General features: G+C 70.2%; 28 protein-coding genes. 12 read left to right on the top strand and 16 right to left on the bottom strand.

The annotated features are described in order from the left end of the window. Window positions 1-21: 21 nt before the first annotated feature. The 3 genes from AC07NX_RS21680 to AC07NX_RS21690 are packed head-to-tail and all read right to left on the bottom strand — an operon-like array spanning window position 22 to window position 4,293. Window positions 22-1,605: a DHA2 family efflux MFS transporter permease subunit gene (locus AC07NX_RS21680; protein ID WP_494644649.1), complete on the bottom strand. Its 1,584-nt coding sequence runs from the start codon at window positions 1,603-1,605 to the stop codon at window positions 22-24. 34 nt (window positions 1,606-1,639) lie between these two features. Then, on the bottom strand, window positions 1,640-2,767 hold the full coding sequence (locus AC07NX_RS21685) for an HlyD family secretion protein (RefSeq protein ID WP_494644651.1): 1,128 nt from the start codon (window positions 2,765-2,767) through the stop codon (window positions 1,640-1,642). A gap of 56 nt (window positions 2,768-2,823) precedes the next feature. After that, complete coding sequence (locus AC07NX_RS21690) at window positions 2,824-4,293, bottom strand: efflux transporter outer membrane subunit (protein WP_494644653.1); 1,470 nt, start codon at window positions 4,291-4,293, stop codon at window positions 2,824-2,826. Between the two features lie 101 nt (window positions 4,294-4,394). Between AC07NX_RS21690 and AC07NX_RS21695 the strand changes: the two genes are divergently transcribed. The 3 genes from AC07NX_RS21695 (at window position 4,395) to AC07NX_RS21705 (ending at window position 6,174) form a co-directional block, all read left to right on the top strand. Then, on the top strand, window positions 4,395-5,018 hold the full coding sequence (locus tag AC07NX_RS21695; protein WP_494644654.1) for a TetR/AcrR family transcriptional regulator: 624 nt from the start codon (window positions 4,395-4,397) through the stop codon (window positions 5,016-5,018). A gap of 91 nt (window positions 5,019-5,109) precedes the next feature. After that, window positions 5,110-5,739, top strand: coding sequence for a uracil phosphoribosyltransferase (gene upp / locus AC07NX_RS21700; protein WP_494644655.1), 630 nt, complete (start codon window positions 5,110-5,112; stop codon window positions 5,737-5,739). 54 nt (window positions 5,740-5,793) lie between these two features. Continuing rightward, window positions 5,794-6,174, top strand: a complete 381-nt coding sequence (locus tag AC07NX_RS21705; RefSeq protein ID WP_494644656.1) for a response regulator transcription factor — start codon at window positions 5,794-5,796, stop codon at window positions 6,172-6,174. 18 nt (window positions 6,175-6,192) lie between these two features. Here AC07NX_RS21705 and AC07NX_RS21710 read toward each other — a convergent pair whose 3' ends face one another. The 7 genes from AC07NX_RS21710 to AC07NX_RS21740 form a co-directional block, all read right to left on the bottom strand. Beyond that, on the bottom strand, window positions 6,193-6,543 hold the full coding sequence (locus tag AC07NX_RS21710; protein WP_494644658.1) for a DUF2200 domain-containing protein: 351 nt from the start codon (window positions 6,541-6,543) through the stop codon (window positions 6,193-6,195). Continuing rightward, window positions 6,540-7,184 (bottom strand): glutathione S-transferase family protein, encoded by a 645-nt coding sequence (locus AC07NX_RS21715; RefSeq protein WP_494644659.1) that lies wholly within the window; start codon window positions 7,182-7,184, stop codon window positions 6,540-6,542. Before AC07NX_RS21715 ends, AC07NX_RS21710 begins: the two co-directional genes overlap by 4 nt. 69 nt (window positions 7,185-7,253) lie before the next feature. After that, window positions 7,254-7,895: a hypothetical protein gene (locus AC07NX_RS21720; protein ID WP_494644660.1), complete on the bottom strand. Its 642-nt coding sequence runs from the start codon at window positions 7,893-7,895 to the stop codon at window positions 7,254-7,256. Between the two features lie 50 nt (window positions 7,896-7,945). Beyond that, window positions 7,946-9,076, bottom strand: a complete 1,131-nt coding sequence (locus AC07NX_RS21725) for an HPP family protein (RefSeq protein WP_494644661.1) — start codon at window positions 9,074-9,076, stop codon at window positions 7,946-7,948. A 16-nt stretch (window positions 9,077-9,092) separates the two neighbouring features. Further along, on the bottom strand, window positions 9,093-9,530 hold the full coding sequence (locus AC07NX_RS21730; RefSeq protein WP_494644663.1) for a MarR family winged helix-turn-helix transcriptional regulator: 438 nt from the start codon (window positions 9,528-9,530) through the stop codon (window positions 9,093-9,095). Window positions 9,531-10,257: 727 nt separating this feature from the next. Next, a complete protein-coding gene (locus AC07NX_RS21735) occupies window positions 10,258-11,214 on the bottom strand; it encodes a KpsF/GutQ family sugar-phosphate isomerase (protein WP_494644664.1) in 957 nt (318 codons plus the stop codon). Further along, the gene (locus AC07NX_RS21740) at window positions 11,211-11,453 is read right to left on the bottom strand and encodes a hypothetical protein (protein WP_035070479.1); all 243 of its coding nucleotides are present in this window, start codon (window positions 11,451-11,453) and stop codon (window positions 11,211-11,213) included. Before AC07NX_RS21740 ends, AC07NX_RS21735 begins: the two co-directional genes overlap by 4 nt. 122 nt (window positions 11,454-11,575) lie before the next feature. On the opposite strand from AC07NX_RS21740, the gene gpmA reads away from it, so the two are divergent. The 3 genes from gpmA to AC07NX_RS21755 all read left to right on the top strand — a co-directional run bounded on the left by gpmA (window position 11,576) and on the right by AC07NX_RS21755 (window position 15,088). Beyond that, a complete protein-coding gene (gpmA, locus tag AC07NX_RS21745) occupies window positions 11,576-12,289 on the top strand; it encodes a 2,3-diphosphoglycerate-dependent phosphoglycerate mutase (RefSeq protein WP_494644665.1) in 714 nt (237 codons plus the stop codon). 122 nt (window positions 12,290-12,411) lie between these two features. Further along, complete coding sequence (locus AC07NX_RS21750) at window positions 12,412-13,671, top strand: pentapeptide repeat-containing protein (RefSeq protein ID WP_035070473.1); 1,260 nt, start codon at window positions 12,412-12,414, stop codon at window positions 13,669-13,671. A 154-nt stretch (window positions 13,672-13,825) separates the two neighbouring features. Beyond that, window positions 13,826-15,088: a pentapeptide repeat-containing protein gene (locus AC07NX_RS21755; protein WP_494644666.1), complete on the top strand. Its 1,263-nt coding sequence runs from the start codon at window positions 13,826-13,828 to the stop codon at window positions 15,086-15,088. A gap of 91 nt (window positions 15,089-15,179) precedes the next feature. Here the strand turns inward: AC07NX_RS21755 and AC07NX_RS21760 are convergent, their stop codons facing one another. Next, window positions 15,180-15,662 (bottom strand): Hsp20 family protein, encoded by a 483-nt coding sequence (locus tag AC07NX_RS21760; RefSeq protein WP_494644668.1) that lies wholly within the window; start codon window positions 15,660-15,662, stop codon window positions 15,180-15,182. Window positions 15,663-15,902: 240 nt separating this feature from the next. Between AC07NX_RS21760 and AC07NX_RS21765 the strand changes: the two genes are divergently transcribed. The 5 genes from AC07NX_RS21765 to AC07NX_RS21785 all read left to right on the top strand — a co-directional run bounded on the left by AC07NX_RS21765 (window position 15,903) and on the right by AC07NX_RS21785 (window position 19,742). Then, window positions 15,903-16,745 carry a class I SAM-dependent methyltransferase gene (locus AC07NX_RS21765; RefSeq protein ID WP_494644670.1) on the top strand — a complete coding sequence of 281 codons (843 nt, stop codon included), beginning with the start codon at window positions 15,903-15,905 and terminating at the stop codon, window positions 16,743-16,745. 90 nt (window positions 16,746-16,835) lie between these two features. After that, window positions 16,836-17,726, top strand: coding sequence for a class I SAM-dependent methyltransferase (locus AC07NX_RS21770; protein WP_494644671.1), 891 nt, complete (start codon window positions 16,836-16,838; stop codon window positions 17,724-17,726). Window positions 17,727-17,734: 8 nt separating this feature from the next. Beyond that, on the top strand, window positions 17,735-18,388 hold the full coding sequence (locus AC07NX_RS21775; protein WP_494644672.1) for a hypothetical protein: 654 nt from the start codon (window positions 17,735-17,737) through the stop codon (window positions 18,386-18,388). A gap of 91 nt (window positions 18,389-18,479) precedes the next feature. Next, on the top strand, window positions 18,480-18,788 hold the full coding sequence (locus AC07NX_RS21780; RefSeq protein ID WP_494644673.1) for an SCP2 sterol-binding domain-containing protein: 309 nt from the start codon (window positions 18,480-18,482) through the stop codon (window positions 18,786-18,788). A gap of 3 nt (window positions 18,789-18,791) precedes the next feature. Continuing rightward, complete coding sequence (locus AC07NX_RS21785; RefSeq protein ID WP_494644674.1) at window positions 18,792-19,742, top strand: alpha/beta hydrolase; 951 nt, start codon at window positions 18,792-18,794, stop codon at window positions 19,740-19,742. On the opposite strand, the gene hisN is transcribed toward AC07NX_RS21785, so the two are convergent. After that, window positions 19,743-20,579, bottom strand: a complete 837-nt coding sequence (hisN, locus tag AC07NX_RS21790; RefSeq protein ID WP_494644675.1) for a histidinol-phosphatase — start codon at window positions 20,577-20,579, stop codon at window positions 19,743-19,745. A gap of 68 nt (window positions 20,580-20,647) precedes the next feature. Beyond that, window positions 20,648-21,031: a helix-turn-helix transcriptional regulator gene (locus AC07NX_RS21795; protein WP_035070449.1), complete on the bottom strand. Its 384-nt coding sequence runs from the start codon at window positions 21,029-21,031 to the stop codon at window positions 20,648-20,650. Between the two features lie 138 nt (window positions 21,032-21,169). Here AC07NX_RS21795 and AC07NX_RS21800 point away from each other — a divergent pair, with 138 nt between their 5' ends. Then, window positions 21,170-22,096 carry a lysophospholipid acyltransferase family protein gene (locus AC07NX_RS21800; protein ID WP_494644676.1) on the top strand — a complete coding sequence of 309 codons (927 nt, stop codon included), beginning with the start codon at window positions 21,170-21,172 and terminating at the stop codon, window positions 22,094-22,096. A 1-nt stretch (window position 22,097) separates the two neighbouring features. Here the strand turns inward: AC07NX_RS21800 and AC07NX_RS21805 are convergent, their stop codons facing one another. The 3 genes from AC07NX_RS21805 to xseA form a co-directional block, all read right to left on the bottom strand. Further along, a complete protein-coding gene (locus AC07NX_RS21805) occupies window positions 22,098-22,601 on the bottom strand; it encodes a response regulator (protein WP_494644678.1) in 504 nt (167 codons plus the stop codon). A 123-nt stretch (window positions 22,602-22,724) separates the two neighbouring features. Further along, on the bottom strand, window positions 22,725-22,946 hold the full coding sequence (locus AC07NX_RS21810; protein WP_494644679.1) for a DUF2093 domain-containing protein: 222 nt from the start codon (window positions 22,944-22,946) through the stop codon (window positions 22,725-22,727). A 93-nt stretch (window positions 22,947-23,039) separates the two neighbouring features. After that, the gene (xseA, locus tag AC07NX_RS21815; RefSeq protein WP_494644680.1) at window positions 23,040-24,626 is read right to left on the bottom strand and encodes an exodeoxyribonuclease VII large subunit; all 1,587 of its coding nucleotides are present in this window, start codon (window positions 24,624-24,626) and stop codon (window positions 23,040-23,042) included. Window positions 24,627-25,078: the final 452 nt, after the last annotated feature.

Consider the following 25,078-nt stretch of genomic DNA (forward strand, 5'->3'; position numbering starts at 1 on the left):
GGAAGGGTAGGGCCGCGAAACCTAGTCGGCCGGAGGCGGCGCGCCGCCGCCGCTCATCGCCTTGTTGGTCAGCCAGATGCAGGGGATCAGCAACACGGTCAGCCAGGCCGAGGCCCGGAAGAAGTCCAGCGTCGCCAGCAGATAGGCCTGGTTGACGACCTGGGCGGTCGCCGCGCCCACCGCCTGGGCGTGGCTCAGGCCCACCGCCTGCATGTGCTCGACCGCCGCCAGCCAGGCCGGGTCGTTGGAGGCCATGGTCTCCGACAGCCGCGTCTGGTGCAGGGATTCGCTGCGGTCCCAGATCGTGGTCGCCAGCGAGGCCGCGAAGCTGCCCGCGGTGATCCGCGAGAAGTTCGATAGGCCCGAGGCCGAGGGCAGCTGGTGCGGCGCGATGCCGTTCAGCGAGATGGTCACCATCGACAGGAAGAAGGTGCTCATCGCCACGCCCTGCACCAGCATCGGCCAGACCAGGGCCTTGAAGTCCACGTCGGGCGAGAATTCCGAGCGCATGAAGAACGACAGGGCGAAGGCGGCCATCGACAGGCTGGCGGTCCAACGGGCGTCGACCTTCTGCATGATGCGCGCGGCGAACGGCGTCAGGATCACGGCCACCACGCCGCTGGGCGCGGCGACCAGGCCCGCCCAGGTGGCGATGTAGCCCATGCGGGTCTGCAGCCACAGCGGCTGCAGCAGGTTCGAGCCGAAGAACACCGCATAGCCCAGGCAGAAGGCCAGGGTGCCCAGGGCGAAGTTCTTGGACTTGAACAGCGACAGGTCGACGATCGGGTGCTTCTCGCCCAGCTCCCAGATCACCCAGGCGATGAAGCCGACGATCGCCACCAGCAGCTCGACCACGATGGCCGGCGAGTTGAACCAGTCGGCCTCCTTGCCGGTGTCCAGCATCACCTGCAGCGCGCCGACCCAGATCAGCAGCAGCATGAAGCCGGTGGTGTCGATCGGCACCTTGCGGGTCGGGGTCTCGCGGCTGGCCAGCGGCCGCCAGCAGAAGAAGGCGCAGATCAGGCCGACGGGCACGTTGATCAGGAAGATCCACGGCCAGGCGATGTTGTCGGAGATGTAGCCGCCCAGGATCGGCCCGCAGATCGGCGCCACCAGGGTGGTCATGGACCAGATGGCCAGGGCCGTGCCCCGCTTGTTGGGCGGGAAGATCATGATCAGCAGGGCCTGCGAGCCGGGGATCATCGGGCCGGAGACCAGGCCCTGCAGCAGGCGGAAGCCGATGAGCGAGGTCAGGCTCCACGAGATCCCGCACAGGAACGAGGCGATGGTGAACAGCAGCACCGAAACCACGAAGGTCTTCACGACGCCGTAGCGACCCATCAGCCAGCCGGTCAGGGGCACCGACACGCCGTTGGCCACGGCGAACGAGGTGATCACCCAGGTGCCCTGGCTGGTGCTGACGCCCAGATTGCCGGAGATGGTGTTGATCGAGACATTGGCGATGGTGCTGTCCAGCACCTGCATGAAGGTGCCCAGCGCCAGGGCGATGGCGGTCACGCCCAGCGTGACGCCCGTCAGCGGCGCCGGTCCGGCGGCCGGGGGCGGGGCCGACGCGGCAGCGGGGGAGGAGTCCTGGTCGGCCATGCGGCGCTTCCTTGGAGGGGCTTGGGGGCGCGGACTACTTGGAGGTGTCGATCGTGGCCTTCATCGACAGGCCGACCCGCAGCGGATGTTCCTTCAGTTCGGCGGGATCCAGGGTGATGCGGACGGGCAGGCGCTGCACCACCTTGATCCAGTTGCCCGAGGCGTTCTGGGCCGGGATCAGCGAGAAGGCCGAACCGGTGCCGCCCGACAGGCCCTTCACCCGGCCGTGGAACTTGACGCCGCCGCCGTAGAGGTCGGAGGTCAGGGTCACCGGCTGGCCGACGCGCACCTTGTCCAGCTGCACTTCCTTGAAGTTGGCGTCGACATAGGCGCTGGCCGTCGGGACGATGGCCATCAGCGGCGCGCCGACCTGCACCTGCTGGCCGACCTGGACGTTCTTCTTGGACACCACCCCGGCCAGGGGGGCGCGCAGCACAGTGCGGTCCAGGGCCAGCTGGGCGCTGGCCAGGCGAGCCTCGGCGGCGGCGATTTCCGGGTTCTTGCTGGCCGGCAGGCCGGAGATCAGGGCGGTATTGACCTCGCGGCTGCCCTCGGCGGCGGCGCGGGTGGCCTTGGCCTGGGCCAGGGCGGCGCGGGCCTCGACCAGCGCCGACTGGGCGTTGGTGAACTGGCTCTGGGCGGTGGTCAGCTCTTCGCCGGACACCGCGCCGGAGTCGGCCAGGGCCTTGCGGCGCGAGAGTTCGACGCGGGCCTGTTCAAGGCTGGCCTGGGCGCCGGTCACCGCGGCGGCGGCGCGGGCGATGTCGGCGTCGCGGGCGGCCACCTGGCCGGCCAGGGCGTCGTCGCTGGCGAAATAGCCCTGCACCTTGCGCTGGGCCTGGCCCAGGGCGGCCTGGGCGGCGAGGACGGCGATCCGGGCGTCGGCGTCGTCGATCACCACCAGCGGCTGGCCGGCGGTCACGATCTGGGTCTCGGAGACCAGCACCTGGGCGACCGGTCCGCTGACCAGCGGCGTCACCTGGGCGACCTCGGCCCCAACATAGGCGTTGTCGGTCTCGACATGGCGCGAGCCGATGAAGAAGGCGTAGAGCGCCCAGAGCACGATCCCGACCACGACCACGACGGCGAGGCCGGTCAGCAGTCGCCGGCGGTTGCCGTTGGGTTTGATGGCGGGTTGGGCGGAAGCGGCGGTGTCGGCCATGGCGGAAGATCCTGGAGGCGCGAAGGCGAAGGGATGGAGGTGGGTTCGGGCTGCGATCAGGCGGGGGCGAAGCCGCCGCCCAGGGCGCGCACCAGGGCGACGTCCAGGGTCAGGGCGCGGCTTTCCAGGTCGGCGACGATCCGGCGCTGGGACAGCACCGCCTGTTCGGCGATCAGCACGTTCTGATAGGTCGACAGGCCGCCCTGATAACGCAGCTTGGCGATGCGGAAGCCGTCCTCGCTGGCGGCCAGGGCGGCGCGGCTTTCGCTGAGCCGGGTGCTCAGGGCCCGCTCGCTGGCGGCGACATCGGCGACGTCGCGCAGGGCCTGGGTGACGGCGGAATCGTAGGCGGCCACGGCGCCGTCGCGATCGGCCTCGGCGGCGCGCAGGTTGGCCCTCAGCCGTCCGCCCTCGAAGATCGGCAGGCTGACGGCGGGGCCGACGCTGCCGACGTCCGAGCCGCTGTCGAACAGCTTGTCCAGGTGCAGCGACTGCACCCCGATGGCGGCGGCCAGGTTGACGTTCGGGTAGAAGGCGGCCTTGGCCTGGCCGATCCGCTTGCTGGCGGCCTCGGCCCGCCAGCGGGCGGCGACGACGTCGGGGCGGCGGCCGATCAGGTCGGCGGCGAGGTTGGCCAGAAGGCCGAACGGCTTGAGGGTGGCGATCGACGGACGGGCGATGGCCAGGCCGCGATCCGGTCCCGCGCCCAGCAGGGCGGCCAGGCCGTTGCGGGTCTGGGCGATCTGCTCGTCGATGGCGGCCAGCTCGGCGCGGGCGGTCGGCGGACCGGCCTCGGCCTGGCGCAGCTCGCCGCGCGTATCGAGCCCGTTGGTCACCCGGTCGCTGACCAGGGTCAGGGTCTCCTGCCGCAGGGCCACCGACCGTTCGGCCACGTCGCGCTCGGCGTAGAGGCGGGCCAGGTCGGCATAGGTGGCGGCGACCGAAGTGGCCAGCATCAGCCGGGCCTGAGCGGCGTCGGCCTGGGCGGCCCGGGCCTCCGAGGTGGCCGCGGCGACGGCCGCGCGGTTCTTGCCCCAGAAGTCCAGCTCCCAGCTGAAGTCCAGGCTCAGCCGGCCGTACGCGTTGTAGCCCTGGGGCACGAAGGGGGCGGGAATGCCGCTGTTGTAGCTCTGCTTGGACCGCTCGACCGCGCCGTTGGCCTCGACGCTGGGCAGCTGGGCGGCCTTGGCCTGGCTGGCCAGGGCCTGGGCGCGGCGCAGGCGGGCCTCGGCCTGGGCCAGGGTGGGCGAGCCGGCCAGGGCCTCGTCGGCCAGGGCGTCCAGCTGGGCGTCGCCATAGGCCTTCCACCAGGCGTCGGCCGGCCAGGCGGTGGTCTCCGGAGCAGCCAGCGTCTGGGCCGTGGCGTAGGCCTCGGGCGCCTTGGCGACCCGGGCGGGCGTCGCGGCGGGCATCGTCGCGCAGGCGCTGGTCAGCAGGGCGGCCAGCAGGATCGAAACCGTGGCGCCGATGGTATGGGTTCCTGGCGACTTGGAGGCGGCAGGCTTGTCCAGGGCGTTGGAAGTCATCGGCGCTGACCTTGAATTGACCGTACTGTACGGTCATATAGTGGCGCTGATATAACCGCGAGCTTGACGGGATCAAGGGGGGGCCCGAAGGAAAAGAAATGATGCAGGACGTGAAGCCGCGCCTCGACCGAGACGCCCGCCGCGAGGCCATCCTCGACGTCGCCAGCGACGTGTTCCTGGAGGAGGGCTACGCCAACGCCTCGATGTCGACGATCGCCGCGCGGGTCGGCGGGTCCAAGGGCACGCTCTACAACTACTTCAAGAACAAGGAGCAGCTGTTCGCCGCCTATGTGGTGCGCCACTGCGCCTGGCAGCGCGACGCCATGTTCGAGATCGGGTCCGAGCTGGGCGACATCCGCCAGGCCCTGACCAAGGTCGGGCGCACCTACCTGTCCATCGTGCTGAGCGACTTCAGCATGGCCAACTTCCGGGTGATCGTCGCCGAGGCCCAGCGCACGCCCGAGATCGGCCACGCCTTCTACGAGGCGGGCCCCAGGAGCGGGGCCAAGCTGCTGGGCGCGATCTTGCAGAAGGCTGTCGACGGCGGGCAGCTGCGGACCGACGATCCGGTCCATGCGGCGCACCAGTTCATCGGCCTTTGCCAGAACCGGATGCTGAAGGCGCGGCTGTGCCAGGCCATGGCCGAACCGACGCCGGAAGAGATCGACCGCGAGGTGCTGCCGGCCGTCAAGGTGTTCCTCGCCGCCTACGGTGTGAACGGCTAGGCGATTTTCGCTTGGCGCGGACGCCGCGAGGCGGCACTGGTCCGACGAGAGAGGCGCGGCTTTCCGGCGGCTCGCAGAGGAAGGCTTGGCCATGCAAGGCGTCACCATCGTCGACCACCCCCTGGTCCGCCACAAGCTGACCCGGATGCGTGACCGGGAGACCTCGACCAAGACCTTCCGCGCCCTGATGCGCGAGACGGCGACCCTGCTCTGCTACGAGGTCACCCGCGCCCTGCCGACCCACACGGTCGAGATCCAGACGCCGGTGGCCCCGACGAAGGCCGAGGAGATCTCCGGCAAGAAGCTGGTCTTCGCCCCGATCCTGCGAGCGGGCCTGGGCATGGCCGAGGGCATGCTGGACCTGGTGCCCTCGGCGCGGGTGGCTCATATCGGCCTGTTCCGCGACCCGGAGTCGCTGGAAGCGGTGGAGTACTACTACAAGACTCCCGAGGACATCGCCGACCGCCTGGTCATCGTCGTCGATCCGATGCTGGCCACTGGCCACACGGCGGTGGCGGCCCTGAACCTGCTCAAGCGCTCGGGCGTGACCGACCTGCGCTTCGTCTGCCTGGTGGCCTCGGTCCAGGGCGTGGAGACCCTGCGCGCGGCCCATCCCGACGTGCCGATCTGGACGGCGGCGGTGGACGCCGAGCTGAACGATCATGGCTACATCGTGCCGGGCCTGGGCGACGCCGGCGACCGGACCTTCGGCACGCGCTGACGAAAGCCGGGCGGCGGTCTTCCGTTGGTCGAGTCCGGGCGTTAAGACTATCGCATGCCGTTCGCGCCGCCCCTGATCTTTGTCGCCGACGACGATTCGGCCACGCTGGAGCTGATCCAGGTCGCGCTGGAGCGCGAGGGCTTCGCCGTGCGCGCCTTCGGGTCGGTGGAGCAGGTGCTGGCGGCCCTGGCGCGCGAGACGCCCGTCCTGGCGCTGCTGGACGTACGCATGCCCGGGCAGAGCGGCCTGGACGCCCTGAAGGCGATCAAGGAAACGCCCGGCGGCGCGACGCTGCCCGTCCTGATGCTGACCGGCGACGGCCGCCTGGACCGGATCGTCCAGGCCATGCAGCTGGGCGCGGCCGGCTATGTGATGAAGCCGTTCGGGCCACGACAGCTGGCCGCCAAGGTGCGCGAGACGCTGGCCTTGCTGTAGGGCATGAAGCCGAACGCCCTAGTCCCGCAGGATCTTGCTCATCGCCTTGCCCTTGGCGAGTTCGTCGATCAGCTTGTCCAGGTAGCGGATCTCCCGCATCAGCGGCTCGGCGACCTCCTCGACACGCACGCCGCAGACCACGCCCTTGATCTGGGTCCGCGCGGAGTTCAGCGCGGGCGCCTGGGCGAAGAAGGTCTCGAAGTCGGTTTTCTCCGCCAGCTGGGCCTCGAACCCCTCCGGGCTGAAACCGGTCAGCCAGAGGATGATTTGGTCGACCTCGGCCTTGGTGCGCCCCTTCCGTTCCGCCTTGGCGACGTAGAGCGGATAGACGCTGGCGAAGCTGGTGGCGTAGATCCGATGCCCGCTCATCGCGCCGCCGCCTCCGCCGCCCAGGCCTTGGTGGCCAGGCAGGTGTCCATGGCGCGCCGGTAGGCGTCGCGGGCGGTGGTGCGGGCGACATAGGCCCGTTCGACCTCGCCGAGGGCGTAGCAGCCGGTTCGCTGGGCGAACTCCAGGGCGTAGGTCACCGAGATGTCGGCCGCCGTGAAGGCGTCCCCCGCCAGGTGGGGCGAACGGGCCAGTTGCCGGGTCACCAGCCCCAGCCGGCTCTCGAACACCTCCAGCGCCTTGCGGGCGCCCCAGTTGCGCCGCTCGGCCTCGGGCGCGAGGTTGCGGCTGACGACGACGAAGTACATCGAGGCGGCGAGGCCGGCTTCGCCGAGATGAAGGAACTGCTGGTACGCCGGGAAGGCCGGATCGCGGGGCTCCGGCGCCAGCGGCGTCGGTCCGTGGCGGGCCATCAGATATTCCATGATCGCGATCGACTCGACCAGGGTAACGTCGCCGTCCTGGATCGCCGGGATGAAACCGGCGGGGTTGATCGCCAGGAACTCAGGGTCATTTTCGACCCCGACCAGCAGGTCCACCGGCCGCAGCCGGTACGGCAGCCCCATCTCCTCCAGCAGCCAGACGACCCGGAACCCCCGCCCTTCGCCGAAAACGGTGATCATGATCGCGATCCCTCTGTGCGCGGCTCGATTCAGTCGCGCGAAGGCCCCGCAAAGGCAAGCCGGCCCGTATCAGAACGGCCACCAGCCGCGCCACCATGTCACCACGCCGTCCCAGAAGGCGGCGAGCCGGTCGAGCGGGCTCGGCGGGGCCGGGGCGGCGACGGGCTTGGGCGGCGGGGCGGGGACGAACCAGCTGGGCGCGGCCGGCGGGGCGCAGTTCATGCGCATGCCCACGCCCTTCAGATAGCCGCGACGGACGCCGCCGGCCTTGATCGCCGCCTGCACCGCCCGGTCGTGCCGCGCCGCCCCGGTCAGCTTGCGGATCCAGCCGCGAAAGGGCAGGGCGTGCTGGGTCGTGTCGCGCACCTGGCCCACCCCGGCGCCATAGGCGGCATCGGCGACCTTCCGGCCGCGCGAGCGGGTGTCGGGCGGCGGCGCCTCGTCCAGATCGGGACCCAGCGCCGCGTCCAGGCGGCCGACCTCGCCGGCGATCCCTTCGCAGCGCGCCAGGCCGGTCAGGTCGTAGGGGGTCTCGACCGCGCGCTGCAGCACGGGCGGGATGGCGGTCTGCTTGAGGTTCAGGTCCTCCAGCGGCGCGGCCACCGCGTCGCGCAAGGTGTCCTTCTGCTGCAGCGTGCCCGGATCCGAGGCCAGGGCCGGCCCGGCCAGCAGCAGGGCGCAGGTCAGCAGAGGCGAAAATGAGCGGCGCATGGATCGAGATCGCCTGGGTTAGCTGAACCGTGCAAGCGGAATCCGCCCGGCTAGATGGCCGGGTCGATCGCGCCGGAGCCCTCGGCCCGCTGCAGCGCCACCGCCTCGACGATGTGGGCCCGGTAGAGCACGCCCAGCAGGTCGGTCTGGGTGATGATCCCCAGCAGCACGCGGTTTTCGTCGACCACCATGGCCTCGTGCGCCGCCCCGCTGGACAGGATCGGCAGCAGGGCCTCGATCGCCGTGCCCGGCCGCACCTTGTGCACGAAGGGGTCCAGCACCGCCTCGACCGGACCCTCCCGGCCGGTCTGGAGTTCGGCGCGGCGCACCATGCCGACCACCTTGCGGTCGGCGTCGATCACCGGGGCGCTGCGCAGGTCGTGGGCGCGCATGTAGGCCAGGGCGCTTTCGGCGCTCTGGTGCAGGTCCACGCTCAGCACGTCGCGGGACATGATGTCGCTGCACAGGATGTGGGCGTGGATCCGGCGGTGGGCCTGCAGCTCGACCTCGCGGAACAAGGCGTCCAGGTCCTCGCGGTCGACGTCCAGCAGGTCGCCGTAGTGGGCCAGGGCGTTGTCGATGTCGGCCTGGGTGAAGCCGACGCGCCGCAGGGGCGGGGCGTCCCGGGTGTCGTGCACGTTGGCCGGCGGCGGGACGCGGTGGGGATAGGATCGCCCGACGCTCCGCGCATAGGCCATGGCCGACAGCACCAGCAACACCGAGCACAGCCCCACCGGTACGAAGACATAGCCGTATGAGGCCGGGCCGACGGGACCCGCGACCAGGGCCGCGCCCAGGGCGACGGCCCCGCCGGGCGGATGCAGGCAGCCCAGCAGGCCCATGGCGACGATCGCGCAGGCCACGGCCGCCGCCGCCGCCAGGGCGGGATGCGGATGAAAGGCCAGGGCGCAGGTCACGCCGGCCAGGGCCGAGACCATGTTGCCGCCGATGACGGCGCGCGGCTGGGCCAGCGGGCTGGCTGGCACCGCGAAGGCCAGCACCGCCGAGGCGCCGATCGGGGGGACCAGCAACGGCAAGGCCGACGGCTGCCCGCTGGTGATCAGGTGAGCCAGAAGGCCGGTGGCCGGAATGCCGATCAGGGCGCCCAGGCCGGAGCGCAGGATGTCCTGGGGACGGACCGGATGGCGGCCGCGCAGGGCCCGGACGAGCGTGTGTCGCATGATCTTCGAGGTCCGATCAGGCCTGGTCGCCGCCCAGGCGGGCGAGCGCCGCGGCGAGGGCGGGCTCCAGGGATTTCAGCTCTTCGAGGTGCGCCGCGCTCAAGGCCGCCAGCAGCGACTGGGCCTTGACCGTCAGGGCCAGCCGCACCTTGCGGCGATCCTCGGGCGAGGGGGTCTTGTCGATCAGGCCGGCCTCGACCATGCGCGCGACCAGTTCGGTGGCGGTGTGCGGGGCGATCAGCAGACGGTCGGCCAGCGTGCCCACGGTCGGAGCGCCGGCGCCGTCGAAGCCGGCGATCACCAGCAGCGCCTGGTGCTGCTGGGCGGGCAGGCCGGCGCCATGGGCGGCCGTCTCGCTGAACGCCAGGAAGCGGCGCAGCTCGTAACGGAAGGCCGCCAGCGCCACGTATTGCCCCCGCGTCAGGCCGTCCTCGCCGGAATTTTCACCGCTCAATCGTCTGCCCCCTCCGTGGAGAGTGTCGCAATACGACATATTGGCCTTTCCGCAAGACCGCTGGGACAAGACGGGCATGACCGCGAACGCCGCTGAAGCCGGCGCGCCGGGCGATCGGCGTATCCGGGGCCAAGGGAAGAACGACAGCCCCTATCCCCGCCAGCCGACGGGGATAGGGGCGAGCGCCGGCCAATGAAATCGGGACGTTGCGTCCGGCTCCCGAGAGCGTTCACGAAATCGACGCATCGCACCCGAAACCGCCCGCATACTTGTCCTCGCCCCGTCGCGGGGGAGGACGTCCGGCCGGCGACCTCGACGTGCGGCGGGGGCGGTCGAGCGGGAGGCGCCCGTCGGCTGGCGTCGAGGGCTCCATCGAGCCGGTCGGCAGGACGTGGGGGTCCTTGGATTGGGACTTCGGGCGGCCCGGACCGGACGACGGGACCAAGTCTTCGGCGCCGAAAGACAGGCGCGGCAGGCGCGGGCTGAAATCGCCCGCGCGGTCCGGACGGGGTTTCGTCGCCCCTCCGCCCGTCGGGGGCCTCCATCGGAGCGGGTTAAAAATCCGCGACCCGAAGGCTTCCGGAAGAAGGCCGCGCGGAGCGTTCGGATCCTGTCGAAACGGTACACTCCAAAAACCAATCATCCGGGCATGGCCCGGACGCTCCGCCGCCTCCCCAAGCCTGTCGGGCCTTCACCGACCGGGACGCAAGCTCGCGCGCCTGTCCGGTCAGATCACCCCGGCCCGCAGCAGGTCGTGGACGTGCAGGATGCCGACCGGGCGGCCCTGGTCGACGACGAACAGCACGGTGATCCGCCGCTCGTTCATCAGCTTCAGGGCCTCGGCCGCCAGGGCGCCGGGCGCGATCGTCAGCGGCGCGCGGGTCATGACCTCGCTCGCGACATGGCCCATCAGCCCGTCCATGTGGCGGCGCAGGTCGCCGTCGGTGATCAGCCCGCCCAGCGTCCCATCCGCGGCCACGACGCCAACCGCGCCGAACCGCTTTTCGCTCATCACCAGCAGCGCCTCGGACATGGAGGCGTCCTCGCGGGTCAGGGGAAGCTCGCCCTCGCCATGCATCAGGTCGCCGACCGTGCGCAGCATGGCGCCCAGCTTGCCGCCCGGATGGAAGACGCGGAAGTCGCTGGCGGTGAATCCGCGCCGCTCCAGCAGCGCCACGGCCAGGGCGTCGCCCAGGGCCATCTGCAGGGTGGTCGAGGTGGTCGGGGCGCTGACCTCGGCGGTGGCTTCCGGCGCGTCGGGCAGCAGCAGCAGGATGTCGCCCGCCCGGCCCAGCTGGCTGTCGGCCACGGCGGTGACGGCGATGGTGGGGATCGAGAACCGCTTGGCGTAGGCCAGGGTGTCGGACAACTCCCGCGCCTCGCCCGATTTCGACAGGGCCAGCACCACGTCGCCCGGGCCGATCATGCCCAGGTCGCCGTGGCTGGCCTCCGCCGCGTGCACGAACATGGCCGGCGACCCGGTCGAGGCCAGGGTAGCGGCGATCTTGCGGGCCACATGGCCGGACTTGCCGACGCCGGTGCAGACCACCCGGCCCTTGGCGTCGAACAGGGTTTCGACGGCGCGAACGAACGATTCGTCCAGCGACGCCGACAGCAGCGCCAGGGCCTGGGCCTCGGCGTTCAGGACCCGCTGGCCGACCAGGATGGCGTCGAAGCCGCTCACGGGGCGCCCGCCGCCTCGGCGCGGGCGTCGCTCACCTGCTGGCGGGCCTGCTGGCCGCGCTGGGCCGCGGCGTCCTTCTCGCGCTGGATCTTGGCGCGCATTTCCGGCGTCTGCTGGATCGGCACCGAGCCGAACGGGTCCGGCGACCGAGCGCCGTAGCCCTGCGGCCAGACGAGCGAGAACGCGACAAGGGCCAGGCCAATGAGCGCCAGGAAGGGCATGAGGATGCGATCGGGCATGGCCTGCCTATAGCATGCCCCCCAAACGAGAGAAGGGCGAGAGAGGGGCGAGGAAAGGGCGGGACGCTTGACGCGGGGCCGGCCGGGGCTTAGCCCGCCCTGCGTCACATCCTGGAGGTCCGATGCCCGTTCTCGTCCTGCTGCGCCACGGCCAGAGCCAATGGAATCTCGAAAACCGCTTCACCGGCTGGGTGGACGTCGATCTGACCGCCGAGGGCGAGGCGCAGGCCCGCAAGGGCGGCGAGCTGATCAAGGCCGCCGGCATCGAGATCGACGAGGCCTTCACCTCGGTCCAGACCCGGGCCATCCGCACCTGCAACCTGGCGCTGGACGCCGCCAGCCAGAGCTTCGTGCCGGTGACCAAGGACTGGCGCCTGAACGAGCGCCACTACGGCGGCCTGACCGGACTGAACAAGGCCGAGACGGCCGAGAAGCACGGCGAGGAGCAGGTCACGATCTGGCGCCGCTCCTACGACATCCCGCCGCCGGAACTGGCCCCGGGCGGCGAGTACGACTTCAGCAAGGACCGCCGCTACGCCGGCAAGGACCTGCCCAGCACCGAAAGCCTGAAGACCACCCTGGTCCGCGTGCTGCCCTACTGGGAAACGGCCATCGCCCCCAAGCTGGCCGGCGGCGAGACGATTCTGGTGGCCGCGCACGGCAATTCGCTGCGGGCCATCGTCAAGCACCTGTTCGATGTGCCCGACGCCGACATCGTCCATGTGGAGATCCCGACCGGCAATCCGCTGGTCATCGACCTGGACGGCGCGCTCAAGCCGACGGGGGCGCGCTACCTCGACGAGAGCCGGGCCCAGCCCCTGCCGGCGGCGCGCTGACCGGGCCTGCGGGACACCTGGGCAAGCCACGTCCCGGTGTCCCGAAATGCTTGGAAACGCAGCGTTAATGCGGCGCGCGCATTGTATGGGCCTTGCCCCTCGGGGAGCCTATAAGAGCAGCCATGAGCGCCCCTCCCGCGGCAGGCCAAGAGCACAAGCGCCTGACGCAGCATGACGTCGACGTGATCTGCGCCAGGCATGACCGTCTATGGTCGGCTCGGATGGGCGGCGCGCGCGCCGTCTTCGCCTTCTGCGATCTGTCGGGCCTTTCGGTCACCGGGCGCAATCTGTGCGACGCCGACTTCACTGGCGCGCTGATGGTCGGCTGCGACCTGCGCAAGGCCAAGCTCGACAACGCCAACATGTACGGCGCGGACATGCAGGGCTCGGACCTGACCGACGCCTCGATGCGTCGCGCCGACCTGCGCGGCTCCAGCCTGCGCGGCGCCAACCTGACCGGCGCCGATCTGTTCGAGGCCGACCTGCGCGAAGGCCAGATCGCCGCCGCCGACCGCAAGGAGGGCTATCGCATCATCGAGCCCGTCCAGCGCGAGGCGCAGGCGACCGGCGCGATCCTGGCCGGCGCCAACCTGGAACGCTCGCGCCTCTCGGGCATCATCGCCACCAAGGCCGATTTCAGCGACGCGATTCTCAAGGACGCCAAGCTGGTGCGGGCCAACCTCAAGCAGGCCAATTTCAACGGCGCGAACCTGGCCGGGGCCGATCTCTCGGGCGCCAACCTCGTCGGCGCCGACCTGCGCAACGCCGTCCTGGTCGGCGCCAAGACCATGTCCTGGAACATCAACGACACCAACATGGACGGCGCCCTGACCGACAAGGCGGCGGGCAAGGACGTGTCCGACATGCCCTACGAGCAGATGATCGCCGACCACGCCCGCTGGTGCGAGACCGGCGGGGCGGAGGGCGCGCCCTCGGTGTTCGACAAGGCCGACCTGCGTAATCTGAAGTCCGTGCGCGGCTTCAACCTGACGGCCCTGTCGGCCAAGGGCGCGGTGTTCTACGGCCTCGACATGGAAAGCGTCCAGATGCAGGGCGCGCAGCTCGAAGGGGCGGACCTGCGCTCATGCAACCTGCGTCGGGCCGACCTGCGGGGAGCGCGTCTCAAGGGCGCCAAGCTGGCCGGGTCGGACCTGCGCGAGGCCCAGCTGGGCCCCTTGCTGATCGGCCGCGATCGCCTGCTGCCTAGCGACCTGACCGGCGCCTTGCTGACCAACGCCGACTTCGCCCGGGCCGACCTGCGCCAGGCCTGTCTGAGCGGCGCCGACCTGTCGCGCGCCAACTTCACCAACGCCCTGCTCAAGGACATCGACGTCACCGGCGCGATCCGCATGGGCGCTCGTGGCCTGGACGACGTCATCTAGTCGGCTGTTGGCGCCGCCGGTGAATTTTCCACAGCTTGTTTCGCGTTGTTTCGCGAAAGTTGCGGCAAAACCGCGCGGCCTTAACGCTTCGCTCGTCGATCACCGGTATTTTCCCAAGCGGATCAAGGGGTTTCTCGGGGGAGAAGCGTAAGACATGGGCGCGGCGCAGAGCATCGCGGGCCGGCGACGTCTGAGCCAGGCCGAGCTCGACATGATCGTGTTGGCGCACGAGAAGTTCGTCACGGGCAAGCAGGGCGGCAAGCGCGCCTCGCTGCGCTTCATGAACCTGTCGGGCCTGGACCTGTCGTTCCGCAACCTGGCCGACGCCGATTTCTCCGCCTCGATCCTCGACGGCTGCCGCATGGTCCGCACCCGGCTTGAGCGGGCGAACCTGTTCGGGGCCGACCTGCGCCAAGCCGACCTGCGCCAGGCCGTGCTGGTTCGCGCGGACCTGCGGGGCGCCTGCCTGCGCGGCGCCAACCTGTCCCTGGCCGACCTGACCCAGGCCGACTTCAGGGAGGGCCAGGTGGCTATCCCACACCCTCGAAAGGGGTTCGAGACGGTCCGCCACGAAACCCGCAACGGCGAGGTCGACGAGGTCAACTTCTCGGGCGCGACCCTGGACGGTTCGCAGTTCGCGGGCGTCTCGGCGTTCAAGGCCGACTTCAGCGACTGCTCGCTGCGCGGGGCCAAGCTGTCGGGAGCGAACCTCAAGGAAGCCAATCTGAGCGGCGCCATCCTGGACGGCGCGGACGTCAAGGGCGCCAATCTCGAAGGCGCCAACCTCACGGGCGCCGTCATGAGCGGGGTCGACACCTCCACCGCCCGCATCCATGGCGCGGCGATGCAGGGCTGCCTGACGGCGTCGACCGAGCGGGCCTTGTCGCGCGTCGAGGAGATCCATCGGCGCTGCCTGGCCAACCAGGCCTGGTGCAGGACCGGCGGCAAGGAAGGGGAGCCCGCCCGGCTGGACGGCGAGGACCTGCGTCCGCTCGGCGACCGGCTCAAGGGTCTGAGGCTGACGGCGATGAGCGCCGCGGGAGCCTGCATGGTCGGGATCGACCTGTCGGGAACCCAGCTGCAAGGCGCCGATCTGCGCAACGCCGACCTGAGGACGGCCAATCTGCGGGGCGCGGACCTGCGCGGCGCCAAGCTGGCGGGCGCCAACCTGACCAAGACCGACCTGCGCCAGGCGATCCTCTCGCCCTTGCCCCTGGGGCCGGAGCGCAAGACTCTGGTCGACCTGAAGGCCGCCCGGCTGCGCTACGCCCTGATGCAGGCCGCCGACCTCAGCGAGGCCGTCCTCGACGGCGCCGACCTGCGCGGCGCGGACTTCACCGGCGCCCGCCTGACCCGGATCAGCCTGCGTGACTGCGACCTCAGCCAGGTCCAGGGCCTGGACCTGGCGCCGGCCTAGCCCGGTCGCGTCCCCGCCAGAAAAAAGGGCGGCGCCGAGGCGCCGCCCTGGAAGTTCTAGAGGGGGACTACAGTAACGCGCGAAGGTGGTGTTAGGCTGCCTTCTCGCCTTCGATCTTGTCGCCCTCGACCTTGCCGCCCTCGATCAGGGGGGCCGCCGACTTGATTTCGATCGTGCGGGGCTTCAGCGCCTCGGGCAGTTCGCGCTTCAGCGAGATCGACAGCAGGCCGTCCGAGAGGGCCGCGTCGGTCACGATCACATAGTCGGCCAGCTGGAACCGGCGCTCGAAATTGCGCTCGGCCAGGCCGCGGTGCAGGTAGCGCTTGGCCTCGTCATTGGCCGCCTTGCGGCCGGTGACGGTGAGAAGGTTTTCCTTCACCTCGATGCCGAGCTCTTCCGACTTGAAGCCGGCGACGGCGATCTCGATGCGGTACGCGTTCTCGGCGGTGCGCTCGATGTTGTAGGGGGGATAGCCCGAGGCGGCTTCGTTCGAGGCGGCGGCGTCTAGCAGGGCGGCCAGCCGGTCGAAACCGACGACGGAGCGATACAGGGGGGACAGGTCGATCGTACGCATGGTCACATCCTTCTCATCAAGCAAGGTTGTTCAGTTTGTTCAGACCTTTGGCGACCCGGATTGGCGTCGCTGATGGTCCGGAAGGCCCGGGATTCCAGCGCCTTCGAGACCAAGGTGGTGAGCCGTTTTTCGACTTCAAGGGGTTGAATGAACGGCCTGGTGGTGAATCGCTTGATCGATGGTCGGCCACCGTTAAGGTCGGCGCGCCCGCCTCCCGGGCCGTCCTGGAGAACCCTCACGATGACCTGCCGCCGCCATCTTCTCCTGTTCGCCGCCGCGACCCTTTGCCTCTCCGCCTCGCCCGTGCTGGCCGCCGACGCGGCGCTGCGGGCCGCCGTCGCCTCGCCCGACCGGACGCCGGCCAACGTGGCCCGCGACGGCGCCCGCCATCCCTATGACAGCCTGATCTTCTGGGGCCTGAAGCCCCGCCAGGCCGTGATCGAGGTGTCGCCGGGCGGCGGCTACTGGACCGAGATCCTGGCGCCCTACGCCAAGGCCACCGGCGGGAGCTATGCCGCGGGCCTCGCCGACCTGGCCAATCCGAAGATCTCGGACGGCGCGCGCAAGGGCCGGGCGAACTTCGAGACCCGTTTCATGAACCCCGATAAATACGGAACCGTGCAGTTCGTGAACTTCGGCCCGGTGGCCGGCCCCTTGGGCGCGCCGGGGTCGGCCGACCTGGTCCTGACCGCCCGTAACGTCCACAATTGGACCGTCCAGCCGGGCGTGGCCGACAAGATCTTCGCCGACTTCTTCGCCGTCCTGAAGCCCGGCGGGATCCTGGCGATCGAGGACCATCGCGCCGATCCCAAGTCGGAAACCGACAAGGGGGCGGACGGTTACCTGGCGACCGCCACCGTGGTGGCCCTGGCGGAAAAGGCCGGCTTCAAGCTGGACGGGACGTCCGAGATCAACGCCAACCCCAAGGACACCAAGGACCACCCGTTCGGCGTCTGGACCTTGCCGCCGACCCGGCAGAGCGCGCCGAGCGGCCAGCCGGCCGATCCGGCCTTCGATCGCGCCAAGTACGACGCCATCGGCGAGAGCGATCGCATGACGCTGCGCTTCCGCAAGCCGGGCTGAGACGGCCCTGCCGAAAACTCCACCGACCTTGGCGCCGTTTCGCCAAGGTCGGATGCATGATCGGGTTCCGCATTGATGGTGGGGGGAGGCATGGCTTCTGGACTTCGATGGTCGCGGCGCGGGCTGCTGGCGGGCGCGGCGGCGCTGGGTCTGGCGGGATGCGATCGCAAGACGGCCAAGCCGGACGCCCTCAGGCCGTCGGCCAAGGCGGGGCCCATGACCCTGGCGACGGCGGCGAGCGGCGACTGGCGCTCGCCCGCCGACAAGGCCCGCGACGCCTGGCGCCATCCGGTCGAGAGCCTGGAATTCTGGGGCCTGAAACCGGGACAGACCGTGGTCGAGTTCTGGCCCGGCGCCGGATGGTACACCGACATCCTGGCTCCCTACCTGGCGGCGACCGGGGGCAGGCTCTACGCCGCCTCGCTGCAGACCGACCTGCCGGACGATCCCGCCGCCAAGGCGGCGGTCGAGGAATATCAGCGCAAGCTGGTCGACAAGAAGAAGCTCTACGGCGAGGTTGTCGTCACGGCCTTCGGGCCAACCAGCGGCCCGGTGGCGCCGGCGGGCTCGGCCGACCTGGTGCTGTTCCTGCGCAACCTGCACAACTGGATGGCGGCGGGCCTGGCGGAGAAGGCCTTCCGCGAGGCCCTGACGGCGCTCAAGCCCGGCGGCGTGCTGGGGATCGAGGAGCATCGTGGCGAGCCCGGCCGCGTGCAGGACGTCCTGGCGGCCGATGGCTATGTGCAGCAGGCCTATGTGATCGAGATGGCCCGGGAGGCCGGTTTCGTCCTGGCCGGCGAGAGCGAGATCAACGCCAACCCCAAGGACACCAAGGACCATCCCTTCGGCGTCTGGACCCTTCCGCCGACCCGTCTGTCGGCCCCGCGCGGCGAGCCCGCCGAGCCCGGATTCGACCACGCCAAGTACGACGCGATCGGCGAGAGCGACCGCATGACCCTGAAGTTCCTCAAGCCGAAATGAGAACGCCTTTGAGGCGCGCCGCCCTAGCGGGCCTGATGATCCTGGGCCTCGCGCCGCTGGCCCACGCCGACGCGGGAAAGACCGTGCCGGCGACCAAGGTCTTTCCGTTCCTGGAGGCGCTATTGAAGCTGCCGCCGGCGGATCGGGCCCGGATCAAGGTCACCTACGCCTTGCGGCGTGACGGCAAGCCGGCCGCCGGCGTCAAGGCCGTCCTGATCGAGGCGAGTGGCGCGCGCACGCCGCTGCCGATCAACGATCAGGGGCGCTTCGAGCGTTTGCCGACCCTGGCCCAATTGCAGGCCAAGGCCCAACTGCACCTCGACGTTCCGGCGACGGCGAAGTTCGGCACGGCGATGTTGCTCGACCCTGTGCTCAAGCCCGCCGCGGACTATGACGCCCGCGAGCTGTTCACGACGGTCGAGGAGTCCAACGGCGCGATCCGCAAGGCCGCCGGCGCCATGGCCCTGATGGCGCCGCAGATGGAGGGCCTTTCCTTCCAGAAGGCCGAATCCGGCGTCGCCATCTTCCCCAACGGAAGCTCCCGGCCGCTGCCGTTGGACGCCGGCAGGGTCGTTTTCGAACCCGACCAGTTCAGGGGCGCTACCCGGGTCCGCTTGGCCAAAACCCCGACGGCGGTGGATTATTACGACAGGAAGAAATAAGCCGTCGGCGCGTCTGAACAGTGTTTACTCGCGGCGATCCAGCAGCCAGTCTGCCGCCCAGAATCCACGCGCCACAGAGGGAGACGCGCTTATGGCCACGTTGCAGGAAATCACCGATCGCATGAAGGCCGCCGTTGGAGAGGACAGCGGCCTGGGCAAGAGCCTGAAGTTCGACCTGAAGGACGCCGGCGTCATCCACATCGACGGCGGCTCGGTCACCAACGAGGACAAGTCGGCCGACCTGACCATGACGCTGTCGATGGACGACCTGCTGGCGATCGGCGCCGGTGCGCTGGACCCGACCATGGCGGTCATGACCGGCAAGCTGAAGCTGTCGGACATGGGCACGGCCATGGCCCTGCAGTCGAAGATGGCGGCCCTCTTCGCGAAGATGCGCTGATCCATGGGGGACGCGGCGCCGCTGGTCTCGATTCCCGAGGCGCCCGTTCCCGAGGATGGAAAGGCCGAGTGGTTCAGCGGCGCGGATGGGGCGACCCTCCGCGCCGCTCTGTTTGCGCCGAAAGGCGAGGCGCGAGGCTCGGTCGTGGTCAGCCCCGGCCGCAGCGAGCCGATCGAGAAGTATTTCGAGGTCGTCCAGGACTTGCTGGACCGCGGTTTCGTGGTGCTGGTCCACGACTGGCGCGGGCAGGGGCTGTCGCATCGCGCCTTGCCGGACCGGCTTAAGGGCCACGCCGCGGGCTTCAAGGATTTCCTGGGCGACTATCAGGCGCTGCTGGCCGCGTTCGAGACGCGCCTGCCCAAGCCCTGGATCGCCCTGGGACACTCGATGGGCGGCTGCCTGACGATGCTGGCCCTGGCCACGGGCGAGCGCCGCTTCGCCGCCGCCGTGCTGTCGGCGCCGATGCTGGGGCTCAATACCGGGGGCAAGCCCGCCGCTGGCGCCCGCGCCCTGGCCTGGCTGATGAGCCGTTCGCGATACAAGGGGGAGTACGTGCTGGGCGACGCCGGTGACCCGTTCGTCCAGAGCTTTCCCGACGACGCCCTGACCCACGACGCGGCCCGCTACGCCCGCCACCGGGCCCAGATCCACGCCAATCCCGACATCGCCCTGGGCGGCATCACCTGGGGCTGGACCGACTTCGCCTTCTCGGCCTGCGCCTTTCTGCGCCGGACGAAGGGCGTCGAGGCGGTGTCGATCCCGGTGACCATCGTCGCGGCGGGGCAGGACAGCCGCGTGCTGATCGCCGACGAGAAGTCGATCGCCGGCCGGATCCCGAACGGCCGCTACGTCGAGATCCCCGACGCCTTCCACGAGATCCTGATCGAGACGGACGATCGCCGGGCCCAGTTCTGGGCGGCGTTCGACGAGACGCTGGACGCGATTTCGAGCTAGCTACTTCGCCGACCGCCGCAGCGCCACCAGCGCCTCGTCCAGGCAGCGACGGTCGCCGGAGATCGCCATCTGGCCGCCGTCCTGTCCGATCGGCTCGCCGCGCCAGTCGGTGACGACGCCGCCGGCGCCCTCGATCAGGGGAATGGCCGCCTCGACGTCCCAGGACTTCAGGCCGGCCTCGATGACCATGTCCATCTTGCCCATGGCCACCATCGCGTAGGCGTAGGCGTCGCAGCCCAGCCGAGCCAGCTTGGCGGCGGCGCGCACCTGCAGCCAGGCCCCGCGCTCGGCCCCGTCGAAGCAGGCGTCGGGATCGGTGGTGGCGATGATCGCGTCGGTCAGCCTGGGGCATTCGCGCACCCGGATCGCACGCTCCGAACCTTGCGACAGCAGGCGCGAGCCGGCCGCCGAGCCGATGAAGATCTCGCCCGTATAGGGCTGGCCGATCGAGCCCAGCACCGGACGCCCCTGATGGCGCAGGCCGATCAGGGTGGTCCACAGCGGCAGGCCCGCGATGAAGGCGCGGGTGCCGTCGATCGGGTCCAGCACCCAGACGAACTCGGCGTCCGGACGGTCTTCGCCGTATTCCTCGCCGATCACCCCGTGCTCGGGATAGCGCGCGGCGATCAGTTCGCGGATCGCCGCCTCGGCGCCGCGGTCGGCCTCCGTCACCGGATCGAAGGCCGCGTGGCTGTCGCGGGGCAGGTTCTTGCCCGCGCCCTTGTCTTCCAGGCCGTGATCGGCCCGGAACAGCGGCAGGATGGCCGCCGCCGAGGCGCGGTTGAGGTCGATGACGAAGGCGTCGAGCTGGGCGAGATGATCGGCGGCGAGGGTCATGGGCGAGGCTTTAGCCCGCCCTTCGGTTCGACGCCACCGTTCGTGGCCTTGTCCTAGGCTCCGAGGCCCTAGGCTTCGAGCATCTCGCCTCCGTTCAGCGACTTGGCCAGGTCCAGCAGCCGTCGACGCGGGCGCTCGCCCAGCAGGTAGTAGGCGCGGACCAGGTCCAGCGTCTCCTTGCGGGCGAACATCTCGCCCCCCTCGGCCTCGAGGTTGGCTTCCTTGGCCACCCGTTCCGACAGGCCGTCGTAGAAGTAGCCCACCGGAACTTCGAGGGCCTCGGAAAGCTGCCACAGCCGCGCGGCCGAGATGCGGTTGGCGCCGCACTCGTATTTCTGGATCTGCTGGAAACGCACCCCGACGGCGCCGGCCAGCTGTTGTTGAGTCAGGCCCAGCAGGCGGCGGCGGCGCCGTAGTCGCTTGCCCAGATACACATCGATGTCGTTGCCCATGGTGACGCCCCGATTTCATACTGCGTCCCGAAACGGAACGGTCTGGGTCGAAAGTCGCAAGTCGCGTGCCGGGCGAACCGCGCGGATCGACGCATGCGGCGAGTCCCACTCGTCCACGAAGCAGGCTAGTAAGGGGCCATGTCGGATAAGCGTCGGCCTTGGGCCCAGGACCTGTTGTGGCGCGCGGAAGCGCTGGGTTTTGACCTGTTCATCGGCGTCGTGCGCCTGCTGGGCGTCGACGCGGCCTCGGCGTTCGGCGGCTGGCTGGGCCGCACGGTCGGTCCCCTGAGCGGCGCGCACAAGGTGGCGACCCGAAACCTCAAGCTGGCCTTTCCGGACAAGGACGAAGCCTGGCGGGCGGCCATGCTCAAGGCGCAGTGGGATGGCCTGGGCCGCACCTTCGCCGAGTTCCCGCTGATGGACAGGATCCTGCCGTCCACCGGGCGGGTCGAGGTGGTCAACCAGGAGCGTCTGTTCCAGATCGCCGCCGACAAGGTTCCGGTGGTCTTCGTTTCGGGACACCTGTCCAACTGGGAGGTGATGCCCGCGGCGATCGTCGATTCCGGGGTCGTCTGCGAGATGACCTATCGGGCGGCCAACAATCCGTATGTCGACGAGCGGATCAAGGCCAGCCGCTTCCGCTACGGGGTGCGGCTGTTCGCGCCCAAGGGCGGGGACGGCGCGCGTGAACTGCTGGAAGGCATGAAGCAGGGCAAGTCGGTGGCCCTGATGAACGACCAGAAATTCAACACCGGGGTCGAGGGCCTGTTCTTCGGCCATCCGGTGCGGACGGCTCCCGGGCCGTCGCGCCTGGCGATCCGCTTCGGAACGGTCCTGCAGCCGATGTCGGTGCAGCGCGTCAAGGGCGCGCGCTTCCGGGCGGTGGTCCACGACCCGATCCAGCTGCCCAACACCGGCGACCGCACCGCCGACATCGAGGCCGGGGTCAAGCTGGTCAACGCGTTCATGGAAGAGCGCATCCGCGAACGGCCCGAGGAATGGTTCTGGGTCCATCGGCGCTGGCCCAACGAGGTCTACGCCGCTCTGGCGGCGCAGGGCGGCTGAGCTAGAGCTCCAGCGCCCGCTCGGCGCTCCGGCGACGCGGGCCGTCATAGGCCGGGTCGTCGCGGCGACGGCGACAGGGGCCGAAATAGTCGTCGATGCGGATGAACGGCCGGGGCTTGAAGATCACGGTGTTGATCCGGTCCAGCAGCGAGCGGGCGGTGACCGGCTTGACGACGATCTCGGTGACCCCGGCGTCGCGGGCCTCGAACACCCGGTGGCGCTCGGCGAAGCCCGTCAGCATGATGATCGGCAGGAACGGGTCGGGGCTGTCGGGCGACTGGCGCACCAGGTGGGTGAACTGCACCCCGTCCAGGGGCGCCATCCGGAAGTCGACGATGGCGATGTCGATCTGGTGGTCGCGGACCACCTGCAGGGCCTCGGCCCCGTCCATGGCCTCCAGCACGTGCCGCACCCCCACGCCCTTCAGGATCGTCGAGACGATCGCCCGCATGTGATGGTTGTCGTCCACCAGCAGAAAGCGCAGCTGCTCGAGCGTCGCAGACATGCGGGTAGACCTCCATCGCGAAAGGGGATGGCGGGGGATACTGTACGGTTAATGGCCTGTCGATCCCCTGGCGGGCGAATTCGTCGCGAGACGCTCGCGCCAGGCGTGTGGTGGCCGGGCGCCTCAGCCCCGGCTTTCGCGCCAGCGCTTCAGGGCCTCGGCCGGGCCGGCATAGGGCTCCTGCAGCTCGGGGCTCCAGTAGCGCAGGTTCTCCAGCGCGACCTTGGCGCCGGTGACGGCGCACAGCACGTATTGGCCGGGGCTCATGATGGCGAACTCGCCGTCGCCATAGTGCAAGGTGGCCGGGCCGCCGGATTTGCCGAGATTGGGATCGAACGCGTTCATGGGAGTCTTTTACGCCAGTTGGGGCCGGGGGAACAGGCGCCGGGATCATCGATCGCCCATTCCGGCGTTGGCCGGGGATGGGCGGGGTGGGGGTCAGAACAGGCTTCCCTGATCCGTGGACGGCGGCGCCTTGGGCTTCGGCGGTGGGCGCGGCGGGGCGAGCGGCGCGGGCGGGACGGGCGCGCCGGCTTCGCCGTCGATCACCGCGTCGCGCTCGCCAAGCTTGAACTGCAGCCGAACGCGTTCGCCGCTCACGAGCTCGGACGCCGAGCGGGCGATGCCGCCGTCCGCCTTGTGCACCAGGGCGAACCCCAGCTCCAACGGCCTTGTCGGATTGAGCGACAGCCGCAGCTTGTCCAGGGCGACCAGGCGATCGGTCTCGCGCTCCAGCCGCCGCTGGGCGCAGTTGTTCATCCGCGCCTCCAGGGCGGGCAGGCGGGCGTGCTGGGCGACGCGCTCGGGGACGCGGCGGGCCGCCAGGTCCAGCCGCCGGGAGAGGTCCTCGACCCGCCGGCCGCAGTCGGCGCGCTGGCGGTGCAGGGTGTCGGGGGACAGACGGGCGGTGACCTTCAGCAGGTCGCGGGCGTGGATGTCGGTGTTGCGCTGCAGGGCCGCGTCCAGCCGGGCGGCGACCTCCCTGAACCGACGCTCGGCCGGGGCGGTCAGGTCGTCCAGGCGTGGCAGTCCGCGCACCGCCAGGTCCAGCCGCTGCTGGGCCAGGGCCAGCAGGTCGGCGGGCCGGGGCAGGCCGCGCGCGGCGCCGACCAGGCGGGTGCGCCGCTCCTCGACGGCCCGGCCGCCGCAGGTGTTCAGGCGGCGGTCGTAGTCGCTGACCAGGGCCCGCAGCTCGGCCAGCACCGGGGTGGCCATCTCGGCGGCGGCGGTCGGGGTCGGCGCGCGGCGGTCGGAGACGAAGTCGATCAGGGTGGTGTCGGTCTCGTGGCCGACGGCCGAGATCAGCGGGATCGTCCCCTCGGCCACCGCGCGGGCCAGGCCCTCGTCGTTGAAGGCCCACAGGTCCTCGACCGAACCGCCGCCCCGGGCGACGATGATGATGTCGGGACGCGGTACCGGCCCACCCGGCGCTATGGCGTTGAAGCCGCGGATGGCCGAGCTGACCTGGCCGGCGGCGGCGTCGCCCTGGACCACGCAGGGCCAGACCAGCACCCGGCACGGCCAGCGATCGCGGATGCGGTGCAGGATGTCGCGGATCACCGCCCCGGTCGGGCTGGTGATCACCCCGATCACGGCGGGCATGGCGGGCAGGGGACGCTTGCGCTCCGGGGCGAACAGGCCCTCGGCGTGCAGCTTGGCCTTCAGGCGCTCGAGCTGGGCGAGCAGCGCGCCGACGCCGGCCGCCTCCATGGTCTCGATGACGATCTGGTAGCGCGAGCCGGCCGGATAGGTGGTGATCTTGCCGGTGACGATGACCTCCAGCCCATGCTCGGGCCGGATCTGCAGCTGGCGGACATTGCCCTTCCAGACCACGCCGTCGATGGCGGCCTTGTCGTCCTTGATGGTCAGGTAGACGTGGCCGTTGGAATGGTGGGTGACCTTGGACAGCTCGCCGCGCAGCCGCACGAAGCTGTACCGGTCTTCCAGCGTGCGCTTCAGGGCGAAGGCCAGTTCCGAGACCGAATAGGCCTGGGCGTTGGAATCGGGGGCGACGGTGTCGGTCATGGAACCCTAGATAGGACGGATTGGGGTTGGGCTGAAATGGGGTGCGCCGCGAGCCCCCTCCGGCCCTTCGGGCCACCTCCCCCAGAGGGGGAGGATCTGAACGGCGGTCGCCGCACCGCATAGCTGCTCCCCCTCTGGGGGAGCTGTCGGCGAAGCCGACTGAGGGGGCCTTTCGCGGGCACGATCTCTCATCCTCACGCTTTTGGCTGTGAGCTGATGGAAAGGGTCGCGGAGCGCCGGACAACGTCCGGAGTGCTTTGAATAAATACCGTTTCGACGAAGCCGATCGCTCCGCGCCATCGTTATTCGCCTGCGTCCGGTAGGCAGCGCTCTTAACGCTTAGCCGGACCCGGTCTCGATCCCTTTCGGGAGAAGCCGGACGACAGGGGCGCGGGCCGCCGGGCAATCACGCGCTTGGTCCCCATCGACGCCGACGGCGGGCGGGGCCTGCA

It is taken from the genome of Caulobacter sp. GW821-FHT09A05, from assembly GCF_059418465.1.

What these genes read in the sequence shown, in the direction of transcription:
- AC07NX_RS21740 (WP_035070479.1), bottom strand. Translation starts at nt 11,453, where the DNA reads ATGCCCGATCGCATCCTCATGCCCTTCCTGGCGCTCATTGGCCTGGCC.
- AC07NX_RS21810 (WP_494644679.1), bottom strand. Translation starts at nt 22,946, where the DNA reads ATGAACGCGTTCGATCCCAATCTCGGCAAATCCGGCGGCCCGGCCACC.
- AC07NX_RS21780 (WP_494644673.1), top strand. Translation starts at nt 18,480, where the DNA reads ATGGCCACGTTGCAGGAAATCACCGATCGCATGAAGGCCGCCGTTGGA.
- gpmA (WP_494644665.1), top strand. Translation starts at nt 11,576, where the DNA reads ATGCCCGTTCTCGTCCTGCTGCGCCACGGCCAGAGCCAATGGAATCTC.
- AC07NX_RS21695 (WP_494644654.1), top strand. Translation starts at nt 4,395, where the DNA reads ATGCAGGACGTGAAGCCGCGCCTCGACCGAGACGCCCGCCGCGAGGCC.
- AC07NX_RS21750 (WP_035070473.1), top strand. Translation starts at nt 12,412, where the DNA reads ATGAGCGCCCCTCCCGCGGCAGGCCAAGAGCACAAGCGCCTGACGCAG.
- AC07NX_RS21705 (WP_494644656.1), top strand. Translation starts at nt 5,794, where the DNA reads ATGCCGTTCGCGCCGCCCCTGATCTTTGTCGCCGACGACGATTCGGCC.
- AC07NX_RS21770 (WP_494644671.1), top strand. Translation starts at nt 16,836, where the DNA reads ATGGCTTCTGGACTTCGATGGTCGCGGCGCGGGCTGCTGGCGGGCGCG.
- AC07NX_RS21755 (WP_494644666.1), top strand. Translation starts at nt 13,826, where the DNA reads ATGGGCGCGGCGCAGAGCATCGCGGGCCGGCGACGTCTGAGCCAGGCC.
- AC07NX_RS21685 (WP_494644651.1), bottom strand. Translation starts at nt 2,767, where the DNA reads ATGGCCGACACCGCCGCTTCCGCCCAACCCGCCATCAAACCCAACGGC.
- hisN (WP_494644675.1), bottom strand. Translation starts at nt 20,579, where the DNA reads ATGACCCTCGCCGCCGATCATCTCGCCCAGCTCGACGCCTTCGTCATC.
- AC07NX_RS21690 (WP_494644653.1), bottom strand. Translation starts at nt 4,293, where the DNA reads ATGACTTCCAACGCCCTGGACAAGCCTGCCGCCTCCAAGTCGCCAGGA.
- AC07NX_RS21795 (WP_035070449.1), bottom strand. Translation starts at nt 21,031, where the DNA reads ATGGGCAACGACATCGATGTGTATCTGGGCAAGCGACTACGGCGCCGC.
- AC07NX_RS21710 (WP_494644658.1), bottom strand. Translation starts at nt 6,543, where the DNA reads ATGAGCGGGCATCGGATCTACGCCACCAGCTTCGCCAGCGTCTATCCG.
- AC07NX_RS21800 (WP_494644676.1), top strand. Translation starts at nt 21,170, where the DNA reads ATGTCGGATAAGCGTCGGCCTTGGGCCCAGGACCTGTTGTGGCGCGCG.
- upp (WP_494644655.1), top strand. Translation starts at nt 5,110, where the DNA reads ATGCAAGGCGTCACCATCGTCGACCACCCCCTGGTCCGCCACAAGCTG.
- AC07NX_RS21805 (WP_494644678.1), bottom strand. Translation starts at nt 22,601, where the DNA reads ATGTCTGCGACGCTCGAGCAGCTGCGCTTTCTGCTGGTGGACGACAAC.
- AC07NX_RS21715 (WP_494644659.1), bottom strand. Translation starts at nt 7,184, where the DNA reads ATGATCACCGTTTTCGGCGAAGGGCGGGGGTTCCGGGTCGTCTGGCTG.
- AC07NX_RS21760 (WP_494644668.1), bottom strand. Translation starts at nt 15,662, where the DNA reads ATGCGTACGATCGACCTGTCCCCCCTGTATCGCTCCGTCGTCGGTTTC.
- AC07NX_RS21765 (WP_494644670.1), top strand. Translation starts at nt 15,903, where the DNA reads ATGACCTGCCGCCGCCATCTTCTCCTGTTCGCCGCCGCGACCCTTTGC.
- xseA (WP_494644680.1), bottom strand. Translation starts at nt 24,626, where the DNA reads ATGACCGACACCGTCGCCCCCGATTCCAACGCCCAGGCCTATTCGGTC.
- AC07NX_RS21785 (WP_494644674.1), top strand. Translation starts at nt 18,792, where the DNA reads ATGGGGGACGCGGCGCCGCTGGTCTCGATTCCCGAGGCGCCCGTTCCC.
- AC07NX_RS21680 (WP_494644649.1), bottom strand. Translation starts at nt 1,605, where the DNA reads ATGGCCGACCAGGACTCCTCCCCCGCTGCCGCGTCGGCCCCGCCCCCG.
- AC07NX_RS21720 (WP_494644660.1), bottom strand. Translation starts at nt 7,895, where the DNA reads ATGCGCCGCTCATTTTCGCCTCTGCTGACCTGCGCCCTGCTGCTGGCC.
- AC07NX_RS21725 (WP_494644661.1), bottom strand. Translation starts at nt 9,076, where the DNA reads ATGCGACACACGCTCGTCCGGGCCCTGCGCGGCCGCCATCCGGTCCGT.